Raw genomic sequence first — 22,933 nt, 5'->3', positions numbered from 1 at the left:
CGCGAGAGCTCAGTTCTCGCGGACCACGCGAACGGCACCGGCTGGCACGGTCACCGTGCCGGAGACGGTCTCGGCCGTGACGAGTTCGACGCCGTCGGCGGGAACGTCCCGGTCGAGGCCGCTGTGGTTGATGAGGAACAGCCAGGTGCGGTCGCCGTCCGTCCGCCGGGTGCTCTCGACCCCGTCGACGACGGGGAGATCCGGCGTCACGCCGGCGTCGGTCACGATCCGGCCGACCAGCTCGTCGAGTCCCGAAGACAGATCGGCCGAGACATACCAGGCCGAGCCGCGGCCCACGCGCCGACGGGTGACCGCCGGAAGCCCCGCGAGCGGACCCGAGGTGTACGTCGCGACGGTCTCGGCGTCGACCGTGCGGATGCGCTCGGTCCACGTCTCGGCGACGGCACCGCTCGAGAGCGTCACGGCGTCGCCCTCCAGGAGCGGATGGAACTCCTCGCCGAACACGCCCAGGAGCTCCCGGAACGCGCCCGGGTACCCACCCGGGCGTACCCGGTTCTCGGGGTCGACGATGCCCGACAGGTAGCCGACGACGACGGTCGCTCCGGCCTCGGCCGCCTGCGCCACCGCCGCGGCGTCCGCATCCGAGATGGCGTAGAGCCCCGGCACGACGAGCAGGTCGTACGCGGCGAGGTCGGCGGTGAGCGGCACGACGTCGGGCGCGAGGCCGCGCGCCGCGAGCGCCTCGTGCCAGTGGCGACCCGCTCGGTCGATCGCGAAGTCGTGCACGGGCCTGTCGCCCTCCTCCCACGCCCACTTGGCGGGGATGTCGGCGACGATCGCGGTGCGGGTGGGAGCGACCAGACTGCCGGCCACCTCGCCGATGCGGTCGAGGATGCCGCCCAGTGCCACGACCTCTCGCCACTGGCGGGTCTCGCGTCCCGCATGCGGGACGAGACCGGCGTGGTACTGCTCGGCGCCTGCCGTCGATGCCCGCCACTGGAAGAACAGGGCGCCGTCCGAACCGTGCGCGATGTGCTGCAGCGCGTGCCGGATCACCTCGCCCTCGGGCTTGGGAACGTTGCGCGGCTGCCAGTTCACCGCCGCCGCGGCGTGCTCCATGAGCAACCACGGGCGGGTGCGGTCCAGGCCTCGCGCCCGGGACGCGACGAAGGCGAGCTCGCCCTCGCGGCGGGGGTCGGCGGACCGCGTGTAGTGGTCGATCGCGACGATGTCGAGCTCCGGCAGCCAATCGACGTAGTCGGCCACGCTGCCGCCGGTGGTGAGCATCAGGTTGGTCGTGATGGGCGTCTGCACGCCGGCGGCGCGCAACGCGGCGTGCTCGCGCCGGTACTGGTCGCCGAGCACATCGGAGCTGAAGCGGTCGAAGGCCAGGCGGATCGCCGGACCCTGGCCGGACTCCGCGGCGAGGGGGGCCTGCAGGTCGTCGAAGTCGCGGTAGCGAAGACCCCAGAACGCCGTGCCCCAGGCATCGTTCAGCGCCTGGATGGTGCCGTAGCGGGCGCGCGCCCACGCGCGGAAGGCCTCGCTGGAGCGGTCGCAGTAGCAGAGCCGGTTGCCGCCGCCGATCTCGTTGCTCACGTGCCACATCGACACCGCGGGGTGGGATCCGTACCGCTCGCCGAGCTTCCGGGCGATGCGGGTCGAGTAGTGCTGCCACGCCGGCTGGCAGGCGCACCATCCGAGGCGGCCGCCCTGGTGGTACCGGATGCCGCGCTGGTCGACCGGGATGATCTCGGGATGGGCCCGGTGGAGCCAGATGGGCGGCGCCGCGGTGGGTGTCGCCAGGTCGATGCCGACACCGGCATCCGAGAGCCCGGCGATGACCCGGTCCAGCCAGTCCCAGTCCCAGACGTCGTCGTCGACCTCGATCATGCTCCACGAGAAGACACCGAGCGTGACCGCGTTCACGCCGGCCTCGCGCATGAGCGCCAGATCCTCGGCCCACACCTCCTCGGCCCACTGCTCGGGGTTGTAGTCGCCCCCGAACAGCAGACGCGCTCCGCTCACGCGGCGCCCACGATCGATGCGGCGCTCGAGATCGCACTCGAGAGCGGATGCGCGGACGCGAGCGCCGCCAAGGCCACCACGCCGTCGAGGCCGGAGCCCTGAGCCGGCACGATCTGCGCCGGAACGCCGCTCGCCGCCAGGTGCGCGGCGAAACGTTCGGTGAGCGGCTGCGAGTGGAACACCCCGCCGATCGTGCAGACCGGCGCGAGGGCCCCGCCCTCCGGCATGACCCGGTGCAGTGCCGTGGCCACCGAATGCGCGAGCTCGGCGGCCGCGCGGTCGGTGATGCGCAGCGCGACGGGGTCGCCGGCGGCCGCGAGAGCCGCGACGGGCGCCGCGAACGAGGCGATCGTCCGCACGCGGTCGGGAGCGGTCTGCAGATCGATGTAGGCCTCGGTGAGCAGCGGCCAGCGCTCCTCGGCGAGGGCGCGCAGCGGCGTCGCGGGCCCGCGCCCGTCGAAGTCGCGCATCACGGCGTCCAGCGCCTCACGGCCGATCCAGTACCCGCTCCCGGCGTCGCCGAGCAGGTTCCCCCACCCGTCGACGCGGGCGAGGCGGTCGGGCCCGACCGCGAGCGTCACGACGCCGGTGCCGGCCGCCACGACCGCGCCGCGTGCGTCGCCGAGCGCGCCGAGGTACGAGGTCGTCGAGTCGTGCGCGAGGGCCACCCGGTGCACGGGCAGATCGTGGAGCATCGCCAGCAACTGGTCGGCATCCGCTTCGCGCGACGTGAGCCCCGACACGCCCGCGGCCAGCGTGAGCGGGCCCGGCGCGGGGGAGCGACGTGTCACGGCGCGGGCGACCTCGGCGATCTGCGGCAGCAGGGCGCCGTCCGTGCGGATGCCGGCGTGGGTCTCCTCCCACACGCGCCCGTCCGCATCGCGGTAGCGCACCTTCATCCCGGTCTGGCCGGCATCGACGGCCAGCACCGTCTCTCTCGTCGTCACGACGTCGCCTTCCCCGCTCGCCCGTACCAGTCCCGCAGCACATCGCCGGCGGGCTTCCCGTAGGGACAGTAGTCGTCGTCCTCTGCCGCCGCTGCCTCGTCGTACAGCTCGGCGGGCCAATCCCAGATGATGAACCCGCCCACCCAGGGCCGGGTGGCGCAGGCCTCGAACATCGCGGTGTACCAGGCGGCCTGCTCGGCGCCGGACGGCGCGCCCTCGAGCGACCAGTCGTTGGGGCGCTGCGCGGAACCGACGCGGCTCGGGCAGCCCGCCTCGAGGAACACGAACGGCTTGTCGTGCGCGCGCACGACCGGCTCGATCCGGTCGAGCTGGCGCTCCCAGTCGTCGATCCGGTAGTACCCGCTCGACGAGATGACATCGACCGCGTCCCACCAGGTGAGCCGGTCCTCCTGGTACTTGTCGCAGTTGTACGTGACGAGCCCGGAGTAGACCTCCCGGATGTCGGCGATCAGCGCGCGCCATTCGGCCTCGCGGGCATCGGCGCGCACCATCTCGCATCCGATGCAGAGCATCTCGCAGCCCTCGCGTTCGGCGATCGCCGCCGAGTGCAGCAGGAACTCGCGGTATGAGGCGAACCACTCGCCCCAGGTCGGCTCACCCGGCACGTCCTGATCGAAGAATCCGATGTGCGCGCGCCACGTGCCGTCGGCGCAGTTGACGACGGGCTTCAGGCACACCCGGAGCCCCCGCTCCTTGGCCGCCCTGATCGCGAAGACGATCTCGTCGTCCGTGACGGTCGGGGCGTCCCGGAAGTGGATCTCCGTGCTGAACGCGGTGTCCTGCTGCGCGGCGTAGGCGAGCGCCGTCCACTCCACGCCGTGCTCGACCATCCGGTCGAGGGACGCGGCGGCGGCGGGCGTCGTCCACGTGCCGCGCCGACCCACCCATCCCCAGGTCATCCCGCGCACCGGCAGCGCGAGGGGCGCGCTCACGAGACCACCAGCTCGTTCGCGGTGCGCAGCACGTCCGCGTGGGCGAACGCGTCGGCGGCGACGACGCCCCCGTGGCGCACGGCGAGCGTCGTGCTCTCGCCGGGCAGGAGGGTGCGGAGCCCGTCGAGCACGGTCGCGTCGGAGGCCGCCACGTCGACCAGCAGCGTCAGATCGCGCACGAGGTTGTCCGCGGTGATCGTCACGAGGCTGCCCTCGGCGGTGGGGCTGGCCGACACCTGCACGCGCGCGGCCTCGAGGGCGCTGTCGCGCGGCTCTGCGAAGAACCATTCCCCGCGGATGCCGCCGAGCGTCGCCGTCACGAGTTCGGCGGTCGCGTCGCCGGACTGCCGGATGCTGTCGGGCAGGTCGATCGTCGAGGTGCCGCCCGCGGCCACGTCGACGTCGACGGTCTCGGACGCGAGCACGGTGCCGTCGAAGCGCAGGCGGCGAAGCTCCAGCGCGCCGGTCCAGCTCTCGCGCAGCTCGTTGACGAGCACCGCGGCCAGGCCGCCCTCGCGCGGCTGGATCGTGACCAGGCGCGGGGCGAAGGCGGAGCGGAGCGCGTGGAAGAGGGGCTTGGGCCGTTCGGCGCCGTCGATCGCCGCCCACGACGTGACCGGCCAGCAGTCGTTCAGCTGCCAGACGATCGCGCCCATCGTGTGGGGCGAGTGCGACCGGAAGTGCTCGAGAGCTGTCCGCACCGCGGTGGCCTGGTTGAGCTGCATCGCCCAGTGCCACGCACGCATCTGCTCGGGCTTGCGGAAGTGCGGCACGAGGCCGCCGGTGAGCTTGACGTTGCCCTCCATCGCCTTCTGGTGCACGATCATGCCGGGCGATTCGGGGGTCAGCGGCGCGTCCGACAGCGACTCGGTGAGCGTCGTCCACGCCGGCGGGCCCTGCCAGCCGAACTCGGCCACGAACCGCGGCCGGTGGTCGCGGTAGGTCAGCCAGTCGAGTCGGTTCCACTGCTCCCAGAGGTGCATGGTGCCGTGCGCCTCATCGTTGGGGTGCTGGCCTCCCGGGCTGAACGGGCTGCCCGGCGCGTAGGGCACCTGCGGAGCCAGTTCGTCGACGAGCCGCGGGAACAGGTCGTAGTAGTAGTACGCGCCCCAGGTCTTGCCGTCGAGGCGCTGCTTCCAGCCCCAGTCCTCGAACCCCCACAGGTTCTCGTTGTTGCCGGTGAGCAGCACGAGAGAGGCGTGGTGCGCGAGTCGCACGATGTTCTCGCGCGCCTCCGCCTCGACCTCGGAGCGGATGGGCTCCTCCTCGGGGTAGGCGGCGCAGGCGAACAGGAAGTCCTGCCACGTCAGAAGCCCCAGCTCGTCGCACAGGTCGTAGAAGTCGTCGGACTCGTAGAGCCCGCCGCCCCAGACGCGGATGAGGTTGAGGTTGCCGTCCACGGCCTGGGTGAGGCGGCGACGCAGCCGCTCGCGCGTGATGCGGACGGTGAGCGCGTCGTCCGGGATCCAGTTGGCGCCCTTGACGAAGATCGGCAGTCCGTTGACCACGAGCGTGAAGGGGGTGCCCGCCGCATCCGGCGTCGTGTCCCAGTGCACATCCCGGAAGCCGACGCGCCGGGCGCGGGTGTCGAGCACGGCGCCGTCGGCGTCCACGAGCTCGACGAGCACGTCCGTCAGCGGCTGCGCGCCGTAGCCGACGGGCCACCACCGCTCGACGCCGTCGAGGTGCACGACCGCGTGCGCCGTGGTGTCGGTGCCCGCCACGGGAACCTCGATCGTCGTGCCCGCCGCGGTGACGCGCACCGCGACGGGAGCCTCGTCCGCCCGCTCGAGCGTGGCGTCGACGGTGACCGTGCCGGCGTCGCTCTGGTCGACGGCGGCGACCACGCGCACCTCCTGGAGGCGCGCGATGCTCCACGCCTCGAGGGTGACGGGGGCGACGATGCCGCTGGTCGCGGTGGCGATTCCCCAGTCCCATCCGAAGCTGCACGCCGACTTGCGGATGGCCTCGTACGGCAGCGGGTACGGGCGCTCGCGGGCGCCCAGCTCGACGCTGCGGGCGTTGGCGTGACGCACCGGCGATCGGAACTGCACGACGAGGGTGTTCTCACCCTCGACGAGCGCGTCGGAGACCTCGAAGCGGTAGCTGCGGTGCTGGTTCTCGGTCGCGCCGATGGTGCGGTCGTTGAGGGTGATCTCCGCCACCGTGTCGAGCCCGGCGAAGGCCAGGTCGTGGCGCTGGGCGGCGTCCGCGTTCCAGGTGAACGTCGTCTCGTACCGCCAGTCGACCAGACCGATCCAGGCCGTCGCGCTCTCGTTGTCGTCGAGGAACGGGTCGGGGATCAGCCCGGCGGCGAGCAGGTCGGTGTGCGCGCACCCGGGGACGGTCGCGGCGACGGTCGCGGTGGCGACGTCCTCCGGCGCGGGCCCGCCGCTCGCGCGGAGGGTCCAGTCGGCGGGCAGGGGCAGGGGGGCGAGAGTCACTTGACGGCTCCGGAGGTGAGGCCGCGATAGATCCAACGCTGCAGCAGCAGGAAGACGATCACGGTGGGGATGATGACGACGATCGTGCCGGCGGCGATGACTTCCCACTGCGCGCCGAACGGTCCCTTGAACCGGAACAGCGAGGTGGAGATCATGCCTTCGGACGGCAGATAGAGGAAGGGGGCATAGAACTCGTTGTATATCGCTATGCCCTTGATGATCACGACGGTGGCGATCGCGGGACGCAGGAGCGGCAGGACGATGCGCCAGTAGATGGTCCACCGGTTGGCGCCGTCGATCATCGCGGCCTCGTCGAGCGAGATCGGGATCGACTGCATGAACTGGATGAACAGGTACAGCGCGATGACGTCGGTGCCCATGAACAGCAGGATCAGCGCGGCCTTGGTGTCGTACAGCCCGAGACCGTTGACGAGCTGGAACGTCGCGACCTGGCTGGTGACCGACGGGATGAGGGTCGCCACGAGGAAGAGTCCCATGACGAGCTTCTTGCCCCGGAAGGCGAAGCGGTCGAGCGCGTAGGCAGCCATCGTGCCGATGAGGATCGTGCCGATGAGAGACACGACCAGCACGATCGTGGTGTTCCAGAAGCCCTCGAGCATCTTGCCGCTGGTGAACGCCGTCACGAAGTTGTCGACGTTGAACCAGTTGGACGGCGGGTCGAAGGGCCCGGTGGTGGCGTACTCGGATGCCGTCTTCAGGCTGGCGAACAGCAGCACCGACAGGGGGAGCAGCGTCACGATCGACGCGATGATGAGGCTGGCGTACTTGGCCGTCGTGGCGCTCATGGACCGCATGCGCGAGCCCAGGGAGCGCCCGATGTACTGCTGCGGCGGGCGGGTGGCGGTGGTCATGTCAGATCGACCTTCTCGTCGGGGAACACCTTGCGTTGTATCCAGGTGACGACCAGCACGATCAGCAGCAGGACCACGGCCATGGCCGAGGCGAGTCCCACGTTGCGGTAGCTGAAGGCCGTCTGCAGGGTTTGGATCACGAAGGTCGCGGAGCCATTGGCGCCGCCGGTCATGATGAAGGGGATCTCGAAGACGCTGAGGGCTCCCGAGATCGCGAGGATGAAGGAGAGGCCGATCACGCGGCGGATGCCGGGGAAGATGATCGCCCAGAACTGCTGCCAGCGGCTGGCACCGTCGAGCTCGGCGGCCTCGTACAGGTCGCTCGGGATCGACTGGATGGCGCCGAGGAAGAGCACGAAGTTCAGACCGGTGTAGCGCCAGACCGAGGTGCCGGCCAGCGACCAGTTCACGAGGTTCGGGTCGCCCAGCCACTGCGGCGGGTCGGCCACGCCGAACCACGCGAGCACGGTGTCGAGCGTTCCGCCGGGCTGGAAGAGGTAGAGGAAGACGAAGCCGATCGCGACGCCGTTGATGAGGTAGGGGAAGAAGATCACGCCGCGGAACAGGTTCGAGAAGCGTGTCGAGAAGCTCAGGATCGCCGCGAAGTAGAGCGCGATCGCCATCTGCGCGAACGTGGCCGCGAAGTAGTAGAGGCTGACGAAGAAGACGTTGAAGATGCTCGGGTCGGTGAAGACCCGGACGTAGTTGTCGAGCCCGATGAAGTTCTTCGTCAGGTCGATGCCGTCCCAGTCGGTGAAGCTGTAGTACACCAGGTTGGCCGCGGGCCAGTAGGTGAACAGCAGCAGCAGCCCGACTCCCACGGCCAGGAACAGCCAGGGTGTCAGCCACCGCAGGCGCTTGCGCCCCGTCGGTGCGTCGCCGTGCGGCCCGTCGCCGGTTCCGCGGCGGAAACCGCGGAACCGGCGAGAGCGCAGCGCGACGGACAGTTCGGCGGGGCCATCGGCGGGTGCCGTGCCGGGTGTTGCAATCGCCATCATCGTCTCCGTCTTGCTCGGGGGTGGGTGGTACGTCAGCCGTTGACGGCCGCGCCCCACTTCTCGTTGAGCTCGGCGAACGCGCTCTCCTTGTCGCCGGCAGCGGCGCCGCGGGCGATGTCGACGAGCTTCTGGCGGTAGAGCGGTCCGTACAGGTCGATCTGGGCCGAGTCGCCGATCTCGCGCAGCGGAGCCTCACCCGCGCGGTCGACCTCCATGAGCTCCACACCGGCCTCTTCGAAGGCGGTCAGGTTCTCGGGGAGCGGCTTGTCGATGACCGACGAGACCATGCCCTGCGCCTCGGTGTAGCCCGAGTCGGCGGCGACCCACTGGATCCACGCCCATGCGGCGGCCTTGGCCTTGGAGTGCTTGCTGATGGCGAGGTTGTAGTCGCCGCCCACGACCGAGAACTGCGTGCCGTCGACCGTGGCCGGGAACGCGAAGAACCCGATGTCGTCGGCGGATCCGCCGTTGTCCTCGGCAGCGGCCTGCATCTGCGAGATCGCCCAGGAGCCGAGCGTCATGGTCGCGATCTTGCCGGTGGCGAGATCGACCTTCGACTGCTCCCAGTTGGTCGTCAGCGGGTCGGCCTCGGTGAGTCCGGCCGCGACCGTGTCGAAGAGGAGACCGTCGATCGCGTACACGTCGGTGCCCTCGGTCCACGGTGCCGGGTCGGCCGCCATGGTCGCGGGTGCCTCGACGTCGTCGGTGATCGAACCGAGGTTGCCGAAGCTCTGCGTGAGCGGCCAGCCGTCCTTGTAGTTCGTGTACATCGGCACGGCCTCGGTGTTGTCCTTGACCTTCTGCAGGGCGTCGAGCCACTCGTCCTCGGTGGTGGGCAGCGCCGTGACGCCCGCCTCTTCGAAGACCTTCTTGTTGTAGACGACGCCGTTGGCGTTGCCGCCGAAGGCGATGCCGTACTGCGTGCCCTCGTAGGCGGAGGAGCCGAGGAAGCGGTACGTGTCCTCGAAGTCGGTCGTCTGCCCGAGCGGCTCCAGGAACTGCTCGTACTGGTCGGACTGGATGTCGGGGATGCCGATGACGTCGCCGTAGTTGGTCGTCGACATGCGGGTCTTCATCTCGCCCGCGTAGTCGGTGATGCCCTCGAACGTCACGTTGACGTCGGGGTACACCTCGTTGAACGCTTCGGCGTACTTGTCGAACGTGCCGTCCGACACGAGATCGGTGCGCCAGGTGACGACCTTGATGTCGCCCTTGACCTCGCCGTCGATCGTGTTGGACGGGTCGTCGGCGCCGGATCCGCCGGCGCAGCCGCTCAGGACCACCGCGGCGGCCGCCGTCAGTACGACGCCTACCAATGCCTTCTTCGCCATGTGATTTCTCCTCGGGTTCGTCTTCGAACATCCCGCCCGAAGCTGCTTCGCTCGGCCGGTCGCCAGGTCAGATTAAGCGGCGAAATCGGGATGCACAAGGCCACGATGTCAACGCTGTCTAAGTCTGTCCAATCAGTCTGGCTTGATATTTAAGTGCGACTGATCTGGGTTATTTCTTGCCGAGAAAACGCAATGGCACTGCGGATGTCCGAGCAATGTCCATCGTGGACATCCGAGCCCGCGCTTGATACGGTGAAGGCCGCGGCAAAGGAGGCGGGAGATGACGATGCAACAGCGGGCAACCCTGGAAGACGTCGCACGCCTCGCCGGTGTGAGCTCGAAGACCGTCTCGCGGGTCTTCACGCACCGCGAACTCGTCGCCGCCGAGACCGTCGAACGGGTGCTCACCGCATCCAAGCGACTGCGCTTCCGACCCAACCCGCTGGCGCGGGGGCTGCGCCGGGGCGGCGCGACCAACACCGTGGGCTTCATCATCGGCGAGCTGAGCAACCCCTTCTACTACAAGGTGGCCGCGGGCATCGAGCGCGAGTTGGCGCTGAGCGGGCTCTCGCTCGTCGTGGCGACGACCGACGACTCGCCGGAAGGCGAGGAGCGTGTGGCCGAGGCCCTGCTCGGTCAGCGCATCGGCGCCCTGCTGCTCATCCCCGTCGCCGACGACCAGTCGTATCTCGAGGGGGAGCGCCACCTCGGCACCCCGGTCATCACGATCGACCGGCCGGCGCGCAACCTCGTCGCCGATTCGCTCGTGCTCGCCAACCACCGGGGCGTGTTCGACGCGACCACCCGACTCCTCGCCCGCGGGCACCGCCGCATCGGCTACGTGTGCAACCCCGCATCCGTCTACACGCAGGCCGAGCGTCTCCGGGGGTACCGCGACGCGCTCGCCGCCTACGGAATCACCGACTCGGCCCGGTGGGAGCGGCTGGCCGACGACCTCTCGGTGCCGGCCGAGCGTCTCGTCGCCGACCTGCTCGAGGGCCCCGACGCGCCCACCGCGCTCATCACCGGGAACAACCGGATCACGATCGGCGCGCTCCGGGTGCTCCGAGGGCGCCCGGACGAGGGCAGCATCGCCCTGGTCGGGTTCGACGACTTCGACACCGCCGACGTCCTGGGCGTCACGGTCGTCTCCTACGACCCCGTCGAGCTCGGCCGCAGCGCCGCCCGACTGACCATCGAACGCACCCGTGACCCCGCCGGGTTCACCCGACAGCTCGAACTGCCCACCTGGGTCGTCGAGCGCGGATCCGGCGAGCGGGCCCCCGACGAAAGGACCTCCGTATGACGGACCGCCTCGTGCACATCGAACGTGACGGCATCGCCCTGGTGCTGGACGCCACCGGAGCGGGGCTCCCCACCGTGCTCCACTGGGGCGACGCGCTCGGCCCGGTCGACGACGCGGATCTGCGGGCTCTGCCCGGCGCGCTCAGCAGGCAGGGCGCCCCCGGCACGCTCGACGCGGCCTGGCAGCTCTCGCTCAGCCCGCAGGAGGCCGACGGGTGGACGGGACGCCCGGGGATGCAGCTGCGTCGGGGCGGGCGCGTGCTGTGGCCGCGCTGGAGCACGACGCGGGTCGAGGCCGCGCCGGACGCCGTCGTGGTCCACGCCGACGACCGGGCCGCGGGGCTGCGGCTCACGATCACCGTGGGCATCGAGACGGGCGGCGTGGTCTGGGTGCAGCAGACGCTCACCAACGACGCCGATGCCGAGGTGGAGATCGACTGGCTGGAATCGGCGCTGCCGGTGCCGTCGACGACCGACCGACTGCTGACCTTCGACGGTCGGTGGACGCGCGAGAAGCGTCCTGTCGTGACCGCGATGCCGGCGGGATCGACCGTGCGGCAGTCGCGGCGCGGACGTCCAGGGCACGATGCGCCGATCGCCGCGCTCGCCGCGATCGGCGAGCCGCGATGGGGTGCGGGCGAGGTGTGGGGAGTGCACCCGGCGTGGTCGTCGGATGTCACCATGCGCGTCGACCGGGTCACCGACGCCGTCACGCTCATCGGCGCCGGCGAGGTGCTGCGCCCCGGCGAGATCGTGCTCGCGGCGGGGCAGAGCCACGCGGCCCCCCGCATCGCCTTCGTCCACAGCGACGCGGGGCTCGACGGCTTCGCCGGGCGCGTGCACACCTGGATGCGGGCGCGTCCGCAGCATCCCCGCACCGATCGCCCCCTGGTGCTCAACACCTGGGAGGCCGTGTACTTCGACCACGATCCGGCACGGCTGCTCGCGCTCGCCGACCACGCCGCATCGCTCGGGATCGAGCGGTTCGTGCTCGACGACGGCTGGTTCGCCGGGCGCCGGGACGACTCGACGAGTCTCGGTGACTGGGTCGTGGACCGCGAGGTCTGGCCCGAGGGCCTCGAGCCGCTGGCTGCCCGCGTACACGAGCTCGGCATGCAGTTCGGGCTGTGGTTCGAGCCCGAGATGGTGAGCCTGGACTCCGACCTGGCGCGGCAGCATCCGGAATGGCTCCTGCACGACCCGCGGCACCTCGATCACGACCCCGGCCTCTCGTGGCGCGGCCAGTACGTGCTCGATCTCGCCGATCCCGGTGCGTACGCGCACGTGCTCGGGCAGATGGACGACCGCGTGCGCGAGCTGGGCATCGACTTCATCAAGTGGGACCACAACCGGGATCTGGTCGAGAGCGTCCACGCGGGAGCGCCCGGGACCCACGCGCAGATGCGCGCGGTCTACGCGCTCATCGCCGAGCTGAAGCAGCGCCACCCGGCGCTCGAGATCGAATCGTGCTCGAGCGGCGGTGCGCGCACCGACCTCGGGATCCTCGAGGTGTGCGACCGGGTCTGGGCGAGCGACTCCAACGACCCGATCGAGCGCCAGGACATCCAGCGCTGGACGGGGCTCCTGCTTCCGCCCGAGCTCGTCGGCGCCCACGTCGGGCCCACCACCTCCCACAGCTCCGGTCGGACGACCGATCTGTCGTACCGGATGGCGACGAGTCTCCTGGGGTCGGCGGGTTTCGAGTGGGACATCGCCGGGTGCGACGAGGCCGAGTCGGCCACGATCGCACGCTTCGCCGAGCTCTACCGCGAGCTGCGCCCGGTGGTGCACACGGGCCGCGTGCTGCATCCCGAACTGCGCGATCCGGCCTGGCGGGCGACGGCCTCCGTCGCCACGGACGCGGCGGTCGTCGTGGTGGCGACGATCGCGAGCCTCGAGGACGCCCGCGCCGAACGGCTGCGCATCCCGGGCCTCGACCGCGACGCCCGCTACCGGGTGCGGGTGCGGGACGAGATCGGCGCGGCGCGCTACGGCTGGATCGCGCCGTCGTGGTTCACCGACGGCGGTCTCGAGTCGTCCGGCGCGCTGCTGTCGACCGTGGGGCTCCAGCTGCCGACGCTCTGGCCGGTGCAGGCGTTCGTGCTGCACCTCGAGCGGATCGAGGGCTGAGCGAGCGCTCAGCCCGTCTGCAGCAGCGCCAGCTGGGAGTAGAGGCCCCCCGCCGCCATCAGCTCGGTGTGGGAGCCCACCTCCACCACGCGCCCGCGGCGGATGACGACGATGCGGTCGGCGTGGCGCACGGTCGAGAGCCGGTGCGCCACGATCAGCGTCGTGCGTCCGCGGCGCGCGCGATCGAGCGCCTCGGTGACCGTGGCCTCCGACTGCGGATCGAGGGCGCTCGTGGCCTCGTCGAGCACGAGGATGCGGGGATCGCGGACGAGGGCGCGCGCGATCGCGAGTCGTTGGCGCTGCCCTCCCGACAGGCGGGAGCCGCGTTCCCCGACGAGCGTGTCGAGACCGTGCGAGGAGTCCGCGATGATGTCGAGGGCGTTCGCGTCGCGCAGCGCCTGCATGACGACGTCGTCGGGAAGCTCGCCGGCGCCGTAGGTGACGTTCTGGCGGACGGTGCCGGCGAGGAGGACCGTCTCCTGCGGCACGATCGACACGCTCCGCCGCAGCGACCGCAGATCGATCTCCCGCAGGTCCTGGCCGTCGATGAGCACGCGCCCGCCGGACGGGCGGACGAACCCGAGGATGACGTTCAGGATCGATGACTTGCCCGATCCCGACGGGCCGACGAAGGCGATGGTCTCGCCCGCGCGGATCTCCAGGCTGATCCCGTCGAGCGCCGGTGGCTCGTCGGCGGTGTCGGGGTAGCGGAGCTCGACGTCGTCGAGCGTGATATCGCCGCGGACCCGCCCGACCACGACGCGCCCGCTGGCGTCCTCGACATCGAGTTCCTCCGCGACGTCGGCGATGGAACGCATGGCGTCCATGCCGCGCGCCAGAATCGGTGCGGCGTTCATGAGCATGACGATCGCGTTGGTGAGCAGGGTGAAGTAGGTGCTGACGAGCACGACCTGCCCGGGGCTGATCGGGATGATGCCGGTGACCGCGGCGGATGCGGCCCCCACGAGGCAGAGCAGACCCAGGAACTGGTACGTGATCCACGAGATCGCGCCGAAGCGGCCGTTGAGCACGTCGAGGTCCTGGCCGGCGCGCCGGACGGATGCGGCGCGCTCCGCGACGCGGGCGGTCGCCACGTCCTCGAGGCCGTGTCCGCGGGTGAGTGGCAACAGTGCCGCCATCTCGTTGACCTGTGCCGACAGCAGCTCCACCTCCTGGCGGAACCGCTCGTTGTTGCGCGCCGCCCGGCGCCGGATCCAGACGATCAGGAAGGCGGCGATCGGGATGGCCAGGGCGAAGACCGCGACGAACTGCGGGACGCTGATGGCGGTGATGACGATCGCGCCGAGGAGGGTCGTGGTGGCCGACAGGATCGTCGGGAAGCTCTGCGCGAGCATGAGCTCGAGGTTCTCGACGTCGCGGACGATCTTCGTCTGGACGACCGAGGCGCTCTGCCGGTTGTGGAAGCCGAGCGACAGGCGCTGCAGCCGCGCGGCGAGGCCCGAGCGCACCGAGTAGGCAAGGCCCCGGGTGGCGCGGCTCGTGAGGCGCACGACGAGCATGCTGAACGGGTAGTTCAGGGCGAGAAGGAGTGCCGCGATCCCCGCCCACACGCCGATCCGCCACAGCGGACCGTTCGCGGCGACGATGTCGATGATCGCGGCGGTGACCGGCGGCAGCACCCACAGCGGGCTGTCCTTGACGATGAAGGCGGCGATCGCCACGAGCATCCCGGTGCGGTGGGGGCGCAGCAGGAGCAGCAGCGAGCGCAGCGGCTTCGAGCGCCGGACGCTGCGCGTCAGGCGCGCCTCGTCATCGGCGTCGGCGGTCCAGCCGGGGGTGCGCGCGTCAGGCATGACCTGCCAGGAAGGCGGCCTGCGCCATCCACTGGTGCATCTGGCCGCCTTCGTGCTGGTTGTGCGGGTAGACCTCGATGCTCCGCGGGCCGCCGTAGTGGTTGTGGGCCGCGTACACGGTCGAGGGCGGGCACACCGGGTCGAGGAGCCCCACCGAGAACAGCGCGGGCGCCGTCGCACGGCGCGCCATGGTGACCCCGTCGAAGTAGGAGAGCGTGGTGAAGACCCGCTCCTCCTGGTGGCGGTGCACCGAGAGGTAGCGCACGACCTCCTGATAGGGGTCGGCGTCGGTGAGGCCGACGGCGCGCTCGAAGTGGCAGAGGAACGGCACGTCGGGCATGACGGCGATGAGTCCGTCGGACAGCCCGGCCGCCGCCAGCGCGATACCGCCGCCCTGACTGCCGCCGCAGACGGCGACCCGGTCGGCGTCCACCGCATCGAAGGTGCGCACGGCGTCGACGGCGCGCACCGCGTCGGTGAACACGCGGCGGTAGTAGTAGTCCTCGGGGTCGTCGATGCCGCGGGTCATGAACCCGGTCGCCGACGGGCCGGTGCCGTGCGGGTCGGGGGTCTCGCCGCCCGCGCCCCACATCGAGCCCTGCCCGCGCGTGTCCATGAACAGGTGCGCGTAGCCGGCAGCCGTCCACGCCAGGCGCTCACCCGGCAGACCGCGCCCGCCGCCGTACCCGTTGTACTCGACGACGGTCGGGAGGGGTCCATCGGCGCCGGCCGGCACCGTGAACCACGCCTTCACCGGGTCGCCGGCGAAGCCCGGGAAGGTGACGTCGTACACGTCCACGAGCGAGAACGGCGTCTGGATGCGCGTCGAGACGACGGGCGTCTCGACGGCGCGGGACTCGGTTAGCGTGCGCTGCCAGAAATCGTCGAAGTCGCTCGGCTCGCGCACGTCGGGGAGATAGCTCTGGAGGGCGTGCGGGTCCATGTCGAAGCGCGGCATGACGAACACGATAGGGCGTCGCGAGGGGTGCCCGTGGCGCCGCTGAGCCGTCGAATCCGGCACTGTCCTGCCGGTGTCCGGTGCGTCATCCGGTCCCGCGTCGCTGCTGCGGCGGGCAGAGCGGCATCCGGTGTCCGATCCGTGTCCGCCCGCGCGGTCCGCCACCGGAAATCGGCGGGCGGGCGAGGGGCTGCGTGAGTAGGATCGCGACGGGGGTGCGCCATGAGCGAGACGACGGTCGGCACGACGACGGGCGGGGCGGAGAACGGCCCCGCATCCCGCGCCTGGTGGGGCATGGATGCGGCGGCCGTGGCCGACGCGCTCGACACCGACGCGGTCGAGGGACTCGCGGATGCCGAGGCCGCACGTCGGCTCGCCGCCGACGGACTCAACGCGATCGCCGCGCCGCCGCCTCCGCGTGCGTTCACGATCGCCCTGCGGCAGATCGCCGACCCCATGAACCTCATGCTGCTCGGCGTCATCGTCGTCAGCATCGTGATCGCGCAGATCCCCGTGGCGATCGTGGTGGGACTGCTGGTGCTCATCAACGTCACGCTCGGCACCCGCCAGGAGCTCGCCGCGCGGCGGAGCGTCGACGCGCTGTCGGAGCTGCAGATCCCGCAGGTGCGGGTGGTACGCGGCGGGACGCTGCGCCAGATCGACGCCACCGGCATCGTGCGCGGCGACCTCGTCCACCTCGAGTCGGGCGACCTCGTGCCCGCCGACGGCCGGATCCTGCGCAGTGCCACCTGCGAGGCGCAGGAGTCGGCGCTGACGGGGGAGAGCGCCCCCATCCCCAAGTCGGAGGGGGTGCTGGTCACCGGCGCGGAGATCGCCCTCGGCGACCGGGCGAACATGCTCTTCCAGAACACCAGCCTCACGCGCGGGACAGCGGTCATGCTCGTCACCGAGACCGGCATGGACACGCAGATGGGGCGGATCGCCGACATGCTCAGCGAGGTGTCGCCGACGCGCTCGCCGCTGCAGCGCGAACTCGACGGGCTCACCAAGGTGCTGGGCCTCATCGCCTGGGGCGCGGTCGCGATCATGATCGTGCTCGGGATCCTGCGCGGCGAGTCCCTCGAGACGGTGCTGCTCGTCGGCATCGCGGTGGCCGTCTCGGCGATCCCCTCGGGGCTTCCGACATTCGTGCAGGTCATGCTCTCGTACGGGGCGAAGCAGCTGGCCGAGCACCGCGCGGTCGTGAAGAACCTGAGCGACGTCGAGACGCTCGGGGCCACGTCCGCGATCAACTCCGACAAGACCGGCACCCTCACGCTCAACCAGATGACGGCGAGCCGGCTCTACACCGGCGGACAGTGGTTCACCGTCGAGGGCGAGGGCTACCGCAAGACGGGCGCGCTGCGCCACGCCGCCGGGCTCGAGAACCCCGACCTGACCTCCCTCGCCTACGGGCTGTGCCTCAACAGCGACGCCACCGTCTCGGACGCGGGCGCCGTGGTGGGCGATCCGACGGAGGCGGCGCTCGTGGTGCTCGCCGCCAAGCTCGGCGTGGATGCGGAGGAGACCCGCCGGCTCTACCCCCGGCTGGCCGAGGTGCCCTTCGACTCGGCGTACAAGTTCATGGTCACCTTCCATCGGGTTCCGCTCGAGGGGGAGCCGGCGTTCACGGCGACGATCAAGGGCGGACCGGATGTGGTGCTCGACCGCTGCGATCGGGCGCTGACCGCGGACGGCGTGGTGCCGATCGCCGAGGCGCGGGGCGACATCCTGGCCGCGAACCGGCGGCTGTCCGAGAGCGGCCTGCGCGTGCTCGCCTTCGGGTACCGCGACGTCGCCGGGCGCGAGGCCGAGGCGGCCGCCGACCCGATGGCGCTGGCCGACGACTTCGTGTTCGTCGCCCTGGTCGGCATCGTCGATCCGTTGCGGCCCGAGGCGATCACCGCGGTCGAGACCGCCCATCGCGCCGGCATCGAGGTGCGGATGATCACGGGCGACCACGCCGTCACCGCCGCCGCCATCGGCGCGGAGCTGGGACTCGGTCCGGGAGCGATCAGCGGGCCGGAGCTGGCGGCGCTGAGCGATGCGGAGCTCTCGGCGCGGCTCCCCGAGCTGCACGTCTTCGGCCGTGTGACGCCGGAGGACAAGCTGCGGGTCGCCCGCCTGATGCAGGAGCGCGGCGACATCGTCGCGATGACCGGCGACGCCGTCAACGATGCGGCTGCCCTGAAGCAGGCCGACATCGGCGTCGCGATGGGGTCGGGCAGCGAGGTCACCAAACAGGCGGCGCGCATGATCCTCACCGACGACGACTTCGGCACGCTCGTCGCCGCCATCCGCTTGGGCCGCGGCATCTACGACAAGATCGTCGGCTACGTGCGCTACCAGATGGCGACGCTCTTCTCGCTCGTGCTGCTCTTCCTCGTCGCCAGCATCTTCGGCATCAACGACGGCGTGCCGCTCACCCCGCTCATGGTGATCTTCCTCAGCACGGTCATCACGTTCTTCCCCGTGCTCATGATCACCTTCGCGCCCGAGCCCGCGGGGCTGATGGACCGGCCGCCCCGCGACGTCCGGGTGCGCCTGGCTCACGGCGGCGCGCTCGTGCAGTGGCTCGTCTACGGCTTCTCGATCTTCGCCGTCGCCTTCGCCGCGCTGCTGCTCGCCCCCGGCGAGCCCAGCACGACCGCGCCGACCGTGCCGGTGACGATGGCGTTCGTCGTGCTGAGCCTCGGCTCGGTGCTGGCGGGCGTGGCGATGCGGCGCGATCCCGCATCCGGATTCGTCGCCCCCTGGGCGGACGCCCTCAAGTACCTGTGGATCCCCGTCCTCATCACGGTCGTCTCGGTCGAGGTGGGCTTCGCGCAGCACCTGCTCATGACGACGAGCCTGTCGGGCGGGCAGTGGCTCGCCGCGCTCGGGCTGTCGCTCGTGCCCGCCGTGATGGTCGAGGTCGACAAGGCGATCCGCCGCGCCCGCGCCCCGCGCTGACGCGACTGGCGGCGGCGGCGGAGGCGCGGAGGCGGCTGGCGCGGCCGCCGCGGCCGGCTTTCTCGGAGAATCCGCCGTTTCTCGGAGGAACCGGCGTCGATCCTCCGAGAAACGCGTGTTTCTCCGAGAACGGTGGTGAGCGGTGACCCTCAGCGGCGGCGATGGAGGCCGGCCGCGATCGCGCGAGCGACCGCTCGTTCCACCGTGGGCCAGTCGTAGACGATCTGTGCGTACGTGAACCGCAGCACGGTGTATCCACGCAGCCGGAGTTCGGCGTCATGCGCCACATCCGCCCCGCGCTGCGCGGCGCCGCGATGGTGCGCGAACCCGTCGATCTGAACGACCAGCAGCTCGCCGATCAGCAGATCGACGCGGCGACCGGCGACGACGGCCTGTTGCACCAGCGGGAGCCCCCAGTGGCTCAGCCGGACGACGAAGAGCGTCTCGATACCGGAATCCGAGAGGCCGCGCACTTCGGCGGCGCACGCGGATGCGGCGGGGGAGCGCCAGCGCACCCGGCGCAGGGCGTCGGGATCGATGCGTTCCACGCGGACGGCCGACTCCCACACGACGCGCGTGGCCTCGGGCGGGAGGCAGTGCGCGATGTGGCGGAGGCTGTCTTCGACGGACTCGAGGAGCGAATGGCGGGCAGGCGGTGCGAGCGGTTCGCTCCAGTGGGGGACGGCATCCGGCGGAAGACCGGCGGATGACGCATGCGGGGCCAGATGCAGGTGCACGACCTCGGGCAGGTCCGGCGGCAGCCACCATCCGCGTCGGCGCGCGGACGAGAGGCAGGCGAGGTGGGCGCTCGCCGCGGCTGCGGTCACCAGGTCGGGCGGTGCCGCATCCGTCGCGATCCACGAGCGGCGGATGCGGTGCACCTGTCCGGACCGGATGCCCGCGCGCACGTGCTCGCGCGAGAACCCCGCCGCCGCTGCGGCGTCACGGTGCGCGATCGCGCCCTGCGCCTCGAGCCAGGTTCTGAGTTCCATCGCCCCAGCGTCCGCGCTTCGGTGACCGCGGATACCCGGGCTGCCGGCGTTGTGCGGTGACGGGCGGTCGGAACGCTGTGGGGAGGAGAGAGGGTGCTCGGAGAATCCGCCGTTTCTCGGACGATCCACCCCGCATCCTCCGAGAAACGCGGGATTCTCCGAGAACGCGCATGGGCTGAAGCCCCCGCCGGCGGGGTCAGAAGGTGATGCGGGCGACGACCTCGCCGAACTCGGTCTCGTCGAACGGCTCGAAGCCCACGCGACGGAAGAAGGCCTCGGGGCCGTCCTCGCCGGCTTCGTAGATGACGTCGACGTGGTCCATGCCGCGCTCGCGCGCCTCGTCGACGAGCCCCTCGATGGCGAAACGGCCGACGCCGCGCCCCTGGTCGTCCGCGTCGACGTTGATGCGCCAGAGCACCGACTGGAACCAGGGCGTCGACTCCTCCGGGTCGAAGTTCGCGCTCACGAACGCGACGACCTCGTCGCCGTCGAGGACGACACGCTGCCAGCCGGTGCGCGGGTCGAGCACCGTGCCCGCCACGCCGTAGCTCACCGGCGCGAGGAACTGTTCCTGTCCGGGCTTGAGGCCCAGGGTGTTCACGGCGACGATCGTCGCGGCCGACAGCTCTTCGAGGCGCAGGAGAGTCATGGACACAGGCTAACGCGCCGCGGTTCCCGGTGGGGAGACTCTGCGCCGGGAATACCGGGACGGTCGTCGTCGCGTGTGTCATGCCGCCGTCCTGCGGGCTCGGAGACCGTCGCCCGCCCCCGTCGAGATATCTCGACATCGAGAGATATCTCGGCCGTGCGATAGGCTGGACGACGACCCTCGACGCCTCTACGGAGAGACAACATCGTGCCTGATTCCACCATCATCTACACGCACACCGACGAGGCTCCGGCACTCGCCACCGCGTCCTTCCTTCCCCTCGTCCGTGCCGTCGCCGCCCGTGCCGGCGTCGAGCTCGAGACCCGCGACATCTCGCTGGCCGGCCGCATCCTCGCCTCGTTCCCGCAGCAGCTCACCCCGGAGCAGCTGGTCGGCGACGCGCTCGCCGAGCTCGGCGCCCTCGCGACGCTGCCCGAGGCCAACATCATCAAGCTGCCGAACATCTCGGCGTCCATCCCGCAGCTGAAGGCCGCGATCGCCGAGCTGCAGTCGCAGGGCTTCGACGTGCCGAACTACCCGGACGAGCCGTCGACCCTCGACGAGCAGAACGTGCGCGCACGGTACGACCGCATCAAGGGCTCGGCGGTGAACCCCGTGCTCCGCGAGGGTAACAGCGACCGCCGTGCGCCTCAGTCGGTCAAGAACTACGCGCGCAAGCACCCGCACCGCAACAAGCCCTTCGCCGACGGCTCCAAGACGCGCGTCGCCACGCTGGGCCACGACGACTTCCGCTCGAACGAGATCTCGTGGGAGAGCGGCCAGGACGACGTGCTCGAGATCCGCCACGTCGCGACCGACGGCACCCAGACCGTGCTGAAGTCGGGCATCAAGGTGCTGCCGGGCGAGATCGTGGATGCCACGTTCCTCTCGGCGGCGGCGCTCGACGCGTTCCTCGCCGAGACGCTCGCCACGGCCAAGGCCGACGACGTGCTCTACTCGGTGCACCTCAAGGCCACCATGATGAAGGTCAGCGACCCGATCATCTTCGGCCACGTGGTCAAGGCCTACTTCGCGGACGTCTTCCAGAACCACGGCGCCGCTCTCGCGGCCGCCGGTCTCTCGGCGAACGACGGCCTCGGGGCGATCCTCTCGGGCCTCGGCTCGGTCGAGGGCGGCGAGGAGATCGCGGCGGCGATCACGGCCGATCTCGCCTCCGGTCCGCGTCTGTCGTACGTCAACTCCGACAAGGGCACGACCAACCTGCACGTGCCGTCGGATGTGATCGTGGATGCGTCGATGCCCGCCCTCATCCGCAACGGCGGCAAGCTCTGGGGCGTCGACGGGGGCGAGGACGACACCCTCGCCGTCATCCCGGATTCCTCGTACGCGAGCGTCTACCAGGCCGTCATCGAGGATGTTATCGCCCACGGCCCGCTCGATCCCGCCACGATCGGCACCGTGCCGAACGTGGGCCTCATGGCTCAGGCCGCCGAGGAGTACGGCAGCCACGACAAGACGTTCGAGATCGCGGCACCCGGTGTGGTGCAGGTCGTCACCTCCCACGGCGACGTCGTGCTCGAGCACACGGTCGAGGCGGGCGACATCTGGCGCGCGACGCAGACCAAGGACATCGCGGTGCGCGACTGGGTGAAGCTCGCCGTCACCCGTGCGCGCGCCACCGGCGACCCGGCCGTCTTCTGGCTGGACGAGACCCGCGCGCACGACGCGCAGCTCATCCGCAAGGTCCGCACCTACCTCGCCGACCACGACACGGACGGGCTGCGGATCGAGATCCTCGCGCCCTTCGACGCGACGCTGTTCTCTCTCGAGCGGCTGCGCGCGGGCGAGGACACCATCTCGGTGACCGGCAACGTGCTGCGCGACTATCTGACCGACCTGTTCCCGATCCTCGAGGTCGGCACGAGCGCCAAGATGCTCTCGATCGTGCCGCTGCTCGCCGGCGGCGGACTGTTCGAGACGGGCGCGGGCGGCTCCGCCCCCAAGCACGTGCAGCAGCTCGTCGAGCAGGACTACCTGCGCTGGGACTCGCTGGGGGAGTTCTTCGCCCTCGCCGCCTCGTTCGAGCACTACGCCGGCTTCACCGGCAACGCCAAGGCCAAGGTCCTGGCCGACACGCTGGATGCGGCCACCGGCACCTTCCTCGAGAACGACAAGTCGCCGGGGCGTGCGCTCGGCACGATCGACAACCGTGGCAGCCACTTCTATCTCGCCCTGTACTGGGTGGGCGAGCTCGCTGCGCAGACCGCTGATCCCGAACTCGCCGCCGCCTTCGCGCCGATCGCGGCGGAGCTGGCCGAGAAGGAGCAGACGATCGTCGACGAGCTCGTGGCCGTGCAGGGTTCGCCCGTCGACATCGGTGGCTACTACCACCCCGACGTCGAGCGTGTGAACGCCGTCATGCGCCCGTCCGCGACCCTGAACGCGATCGTCGACGCCATCAGCTGACCGCCCGAATGAGTGAGGGGCGGGTGCATCGCACCCGCCCCTCACTCATTCCCACCCGCCGGCCCGCCCCGCAGGACCCGCGAGACAGCACTTTGGCGCCGAGACAGCGGGTTTTTAACACCCGCGCGGCGCCCAAGAGCTGTATGGGGGGGACCCCGCCGGCCCCAACCCC

The 22,933-nt window shown here is 70.9% G+C and carries 15 protein-coding genes; 4 read left to right on the top strand and 11 right to left on the bottom strand.

Annotated features, from left to right (window positions below; translation table 11 throughout):
- Positions 1-9: 9 nt before the first annotated feature.
- From AB0N73_RS03310 to AB0N73_RS03280, 7 genes are read right to left on the bottom strand one after another with little or no spacing between them, the layout of a single operon-like run.
- Positions 10-1,989, bottom strand: coding sequence for a beta-galactosidase (locus AB0N73_RS03310; protein ID WP_363560336.1), 1,980 nt, complete (start codon positions 1,987-1,989; stop codon positions 10-12).
- The gene (locus AB0N73_RS03305) at positions 1,986-2,936 is read right to left on the bottom strand and encodes a BadF/BadG/BcrA/BcrD ATPase family protein (RefSeq protein WP_363560334.1); all 951 of its coding nucleotides are present in this window, start codon (positions 2,934-2,936) and stop codon (positions 1,986-1,988) included. Before AB0N73_RS03305 ends, AB0N73_RS03310 begins: the two co-directional genes overlap by 4 nt.
- The gene (locus AB0N73_RS03300; RefSeq protein ID WP_363560587.1) at positions 2,933-3,856 is read right to left on the bottom strand and encodes a 1,4-beta-xylanase; all 924 of its coding nucleotides are present in this window, start codon (positions 3,854-3,856) and stop codon (positions 2,933-2,935) included. Before AB0N73_RS03300 ends, AB0N73_RS03305 begins: the two co-directional genes overlap by 4 nt.
- A gap of 29 nt (positions 3,857-3,885) precedes the next feature.
- Entirely contained in the window at positions 3,886-6,333 is a 2,448-nt protein-coding gene (locus AB0N73_RS03295; RefSeq protein ID WP_363560332.1) for a glycoside hydrolase family 2 protein, read from the bottom strand.
- Positions 6,330-7,205 carry a carbohydrate ABC transporter permease gene (locus AB0N73_RS03290; protein WP_363560330.1) on the bottom strand — a complete coding sequence of 292 codons (876 nt, stop codon included), beginning with the start codon at positions 7,203-7,205 and terminating at the stop codon, positions 6,330-6,332. The genes AB0N73_RS03295 and AB0N73_RS03290 overlap by 4 nt, the downstream gene beginning before the upstream one ends.
- Entirely contained in the window at positions 7,202-8,200 is a 999-nt protein-coding gene (locus AB0N73_RS03285) for a sugar ABC transporter permease (RefSeq protein WP_363560328.1), read from the bottom strand. The genes AB0N73_RS03290 and AB0N73_RS03285 overlap by 4 nt, the downstream gene beginning before the upstream one ends.
- 35 nt (positions 8,201-8,235) lie before the next feature.
- Positions 8,236-9,534: an ABC transporter substrate-binding protein gene (locus tag AB0N73_RS03280; RefSeq protein WP_363560326.1), complete on the bottom strand. Its 1,299-nt coding sequence runs from the start codon at positions 9,532-9,534 to the stop codon at positions 8,236-8,238.
- 280 nt (positions 9,535-9,814) lie between these two features.
- On the opposite strand from AB0N73_RS03280, the gene AB0N73_RS03275 reads away from it, so the two are divergent.
- Both AB0N73_RS03275 and AB0N73_RS03270 read left to right on the top strand, forming a co-directional pair.
- A complete protein-coding gene (locus tag AB0N73_RS03275; protein WP_363560324.1) occupies positions 9,815-10,840 on the top strand; it encodes a LacI family DNA-binding transcriptional regulator in 1,026 nt (341 codons plus the stop codon).
- Entirely contained in the window at positions 10,837-12,969 is a 2,133-nt protein-coding gene (locus AB0N73_RS03270) for an alpha-galactosidase (protein ID WP_363560322.1), read from the top strand. Before AB0N73_RS03275 ends, AB0N73_RS03270 begins: the two co-directional genes overlap by 4 nt.
- An 8-nt stretch (positions 12,970-12,977) precedes the next feature.
- On the opposite strand, the gene AB0N73_RS03265 is transcribed toward AB0N73_RS03270, so the two are convergent.
- Together AB0N73_RS03265 and AB0N73_RS03260 are read right to left on the bottom strand one after the other, a co-directional pair.
- Positions 12,978-14,783, bottom strand: coding sequence for an ABC transporter ATP-binding protein (locus tag AB0N73_RS03265; RefSeq protein ID WP_363560320.1), 1,806 nt, complete (start codon positions 14,781-14,783; stop codon positions 12,978-12,980).
- Entirely contained in the window at positions 14,776-15,741 is a 966-nt protein-coding gene (locus AB0N73_RS03260) for an acetylxylan esterase (protein WP_363560318.1), read from the bottom strand. The genes AB0N73_RS03265 and AB0N73_RS03260 overlap by 8 nt, the downstream gene beginning before the upstream one ends.
- 222 nt (positions 15,742-15,963) lie before the next feature.
- Between AB0N73_RS03260 and AB0N73_RS03255 the strand changes: the two genes are divergently transcribed.
- Positions 15,964-18,693, top strand: coding sequence for a cation-translocating P-type ATPase (locus AB0N73_RS03255; protein WP_363560316.1), 2,730 nt, complete (start codon positions 15,964-15,966; stop codon positions 18,691-18,693).
- 149 nt (positions 18,694-18,842) lie between these two features.
- Here the strand turns inward: AB0N73_RS03255 and AB0N73_RS03250 are convergent, their stop codons facing one another.
- Both AB0N73_RS03250 and AB0N73_RS03245 read right to left on the bottom strand, forming a co-directional pair.
- A complete protein-coding gene (locus AB0N73_RS03250) occupies positions 18,843-19,685 on the bottom strand; it encodes a DUF559 domain-containing protein (RefSeq protein WP_363560314.1) in 843 nt (280 codons plus the stop codon).
- A 196-nt stretch (positions 19,686-19,881) separates the two neighbouring features.
- Positions 19,882-20,334, bottom strand: coding sequence for a GNAT family N-acetyltransferase (locus AB0N73_RS03245; RefSeq protein ID WP_363560312.1), 453 nt, complete (start codon positions 20,332-20,334; stop codon positions 19,882-19,884).
- Between the two features lie 207 nt (positions 20,335-20,541).
- On the opposite strand from AB0N73_RS03245, the gene AB0N73_RS03240 reads away from it, so the two are divergent.
- Positions 20,542-22,761: an NADP-dependent isocitrate dehydrogenase gene (locus tag AB0N73_RS03240; RefSeq protein WP_363560310.1), complete on the top strand. Its 2,220-nt coding sequence runs from the start codon at positions 20,542-20,544 to the stop codon at positions 22,759-22,761.
- Positions 22,762-22,933 lie beyond the last annotated feature (172 nt).

The sequence above is a fragment of the Microbacterium sp. NPDC089189 genome, from assembly GCF_040685095.1.
Classification (GTDB): Bacteria; Actinomycetota; Actinomycetes; order Actinomycetales; family Microbacteriaceae; genus Microbacterium.
The sequence above is the reverse complement of the archived record's forward strand: the minus strand, read 5'-3'. Positions and strand labels throughout refer to the sequence as shown.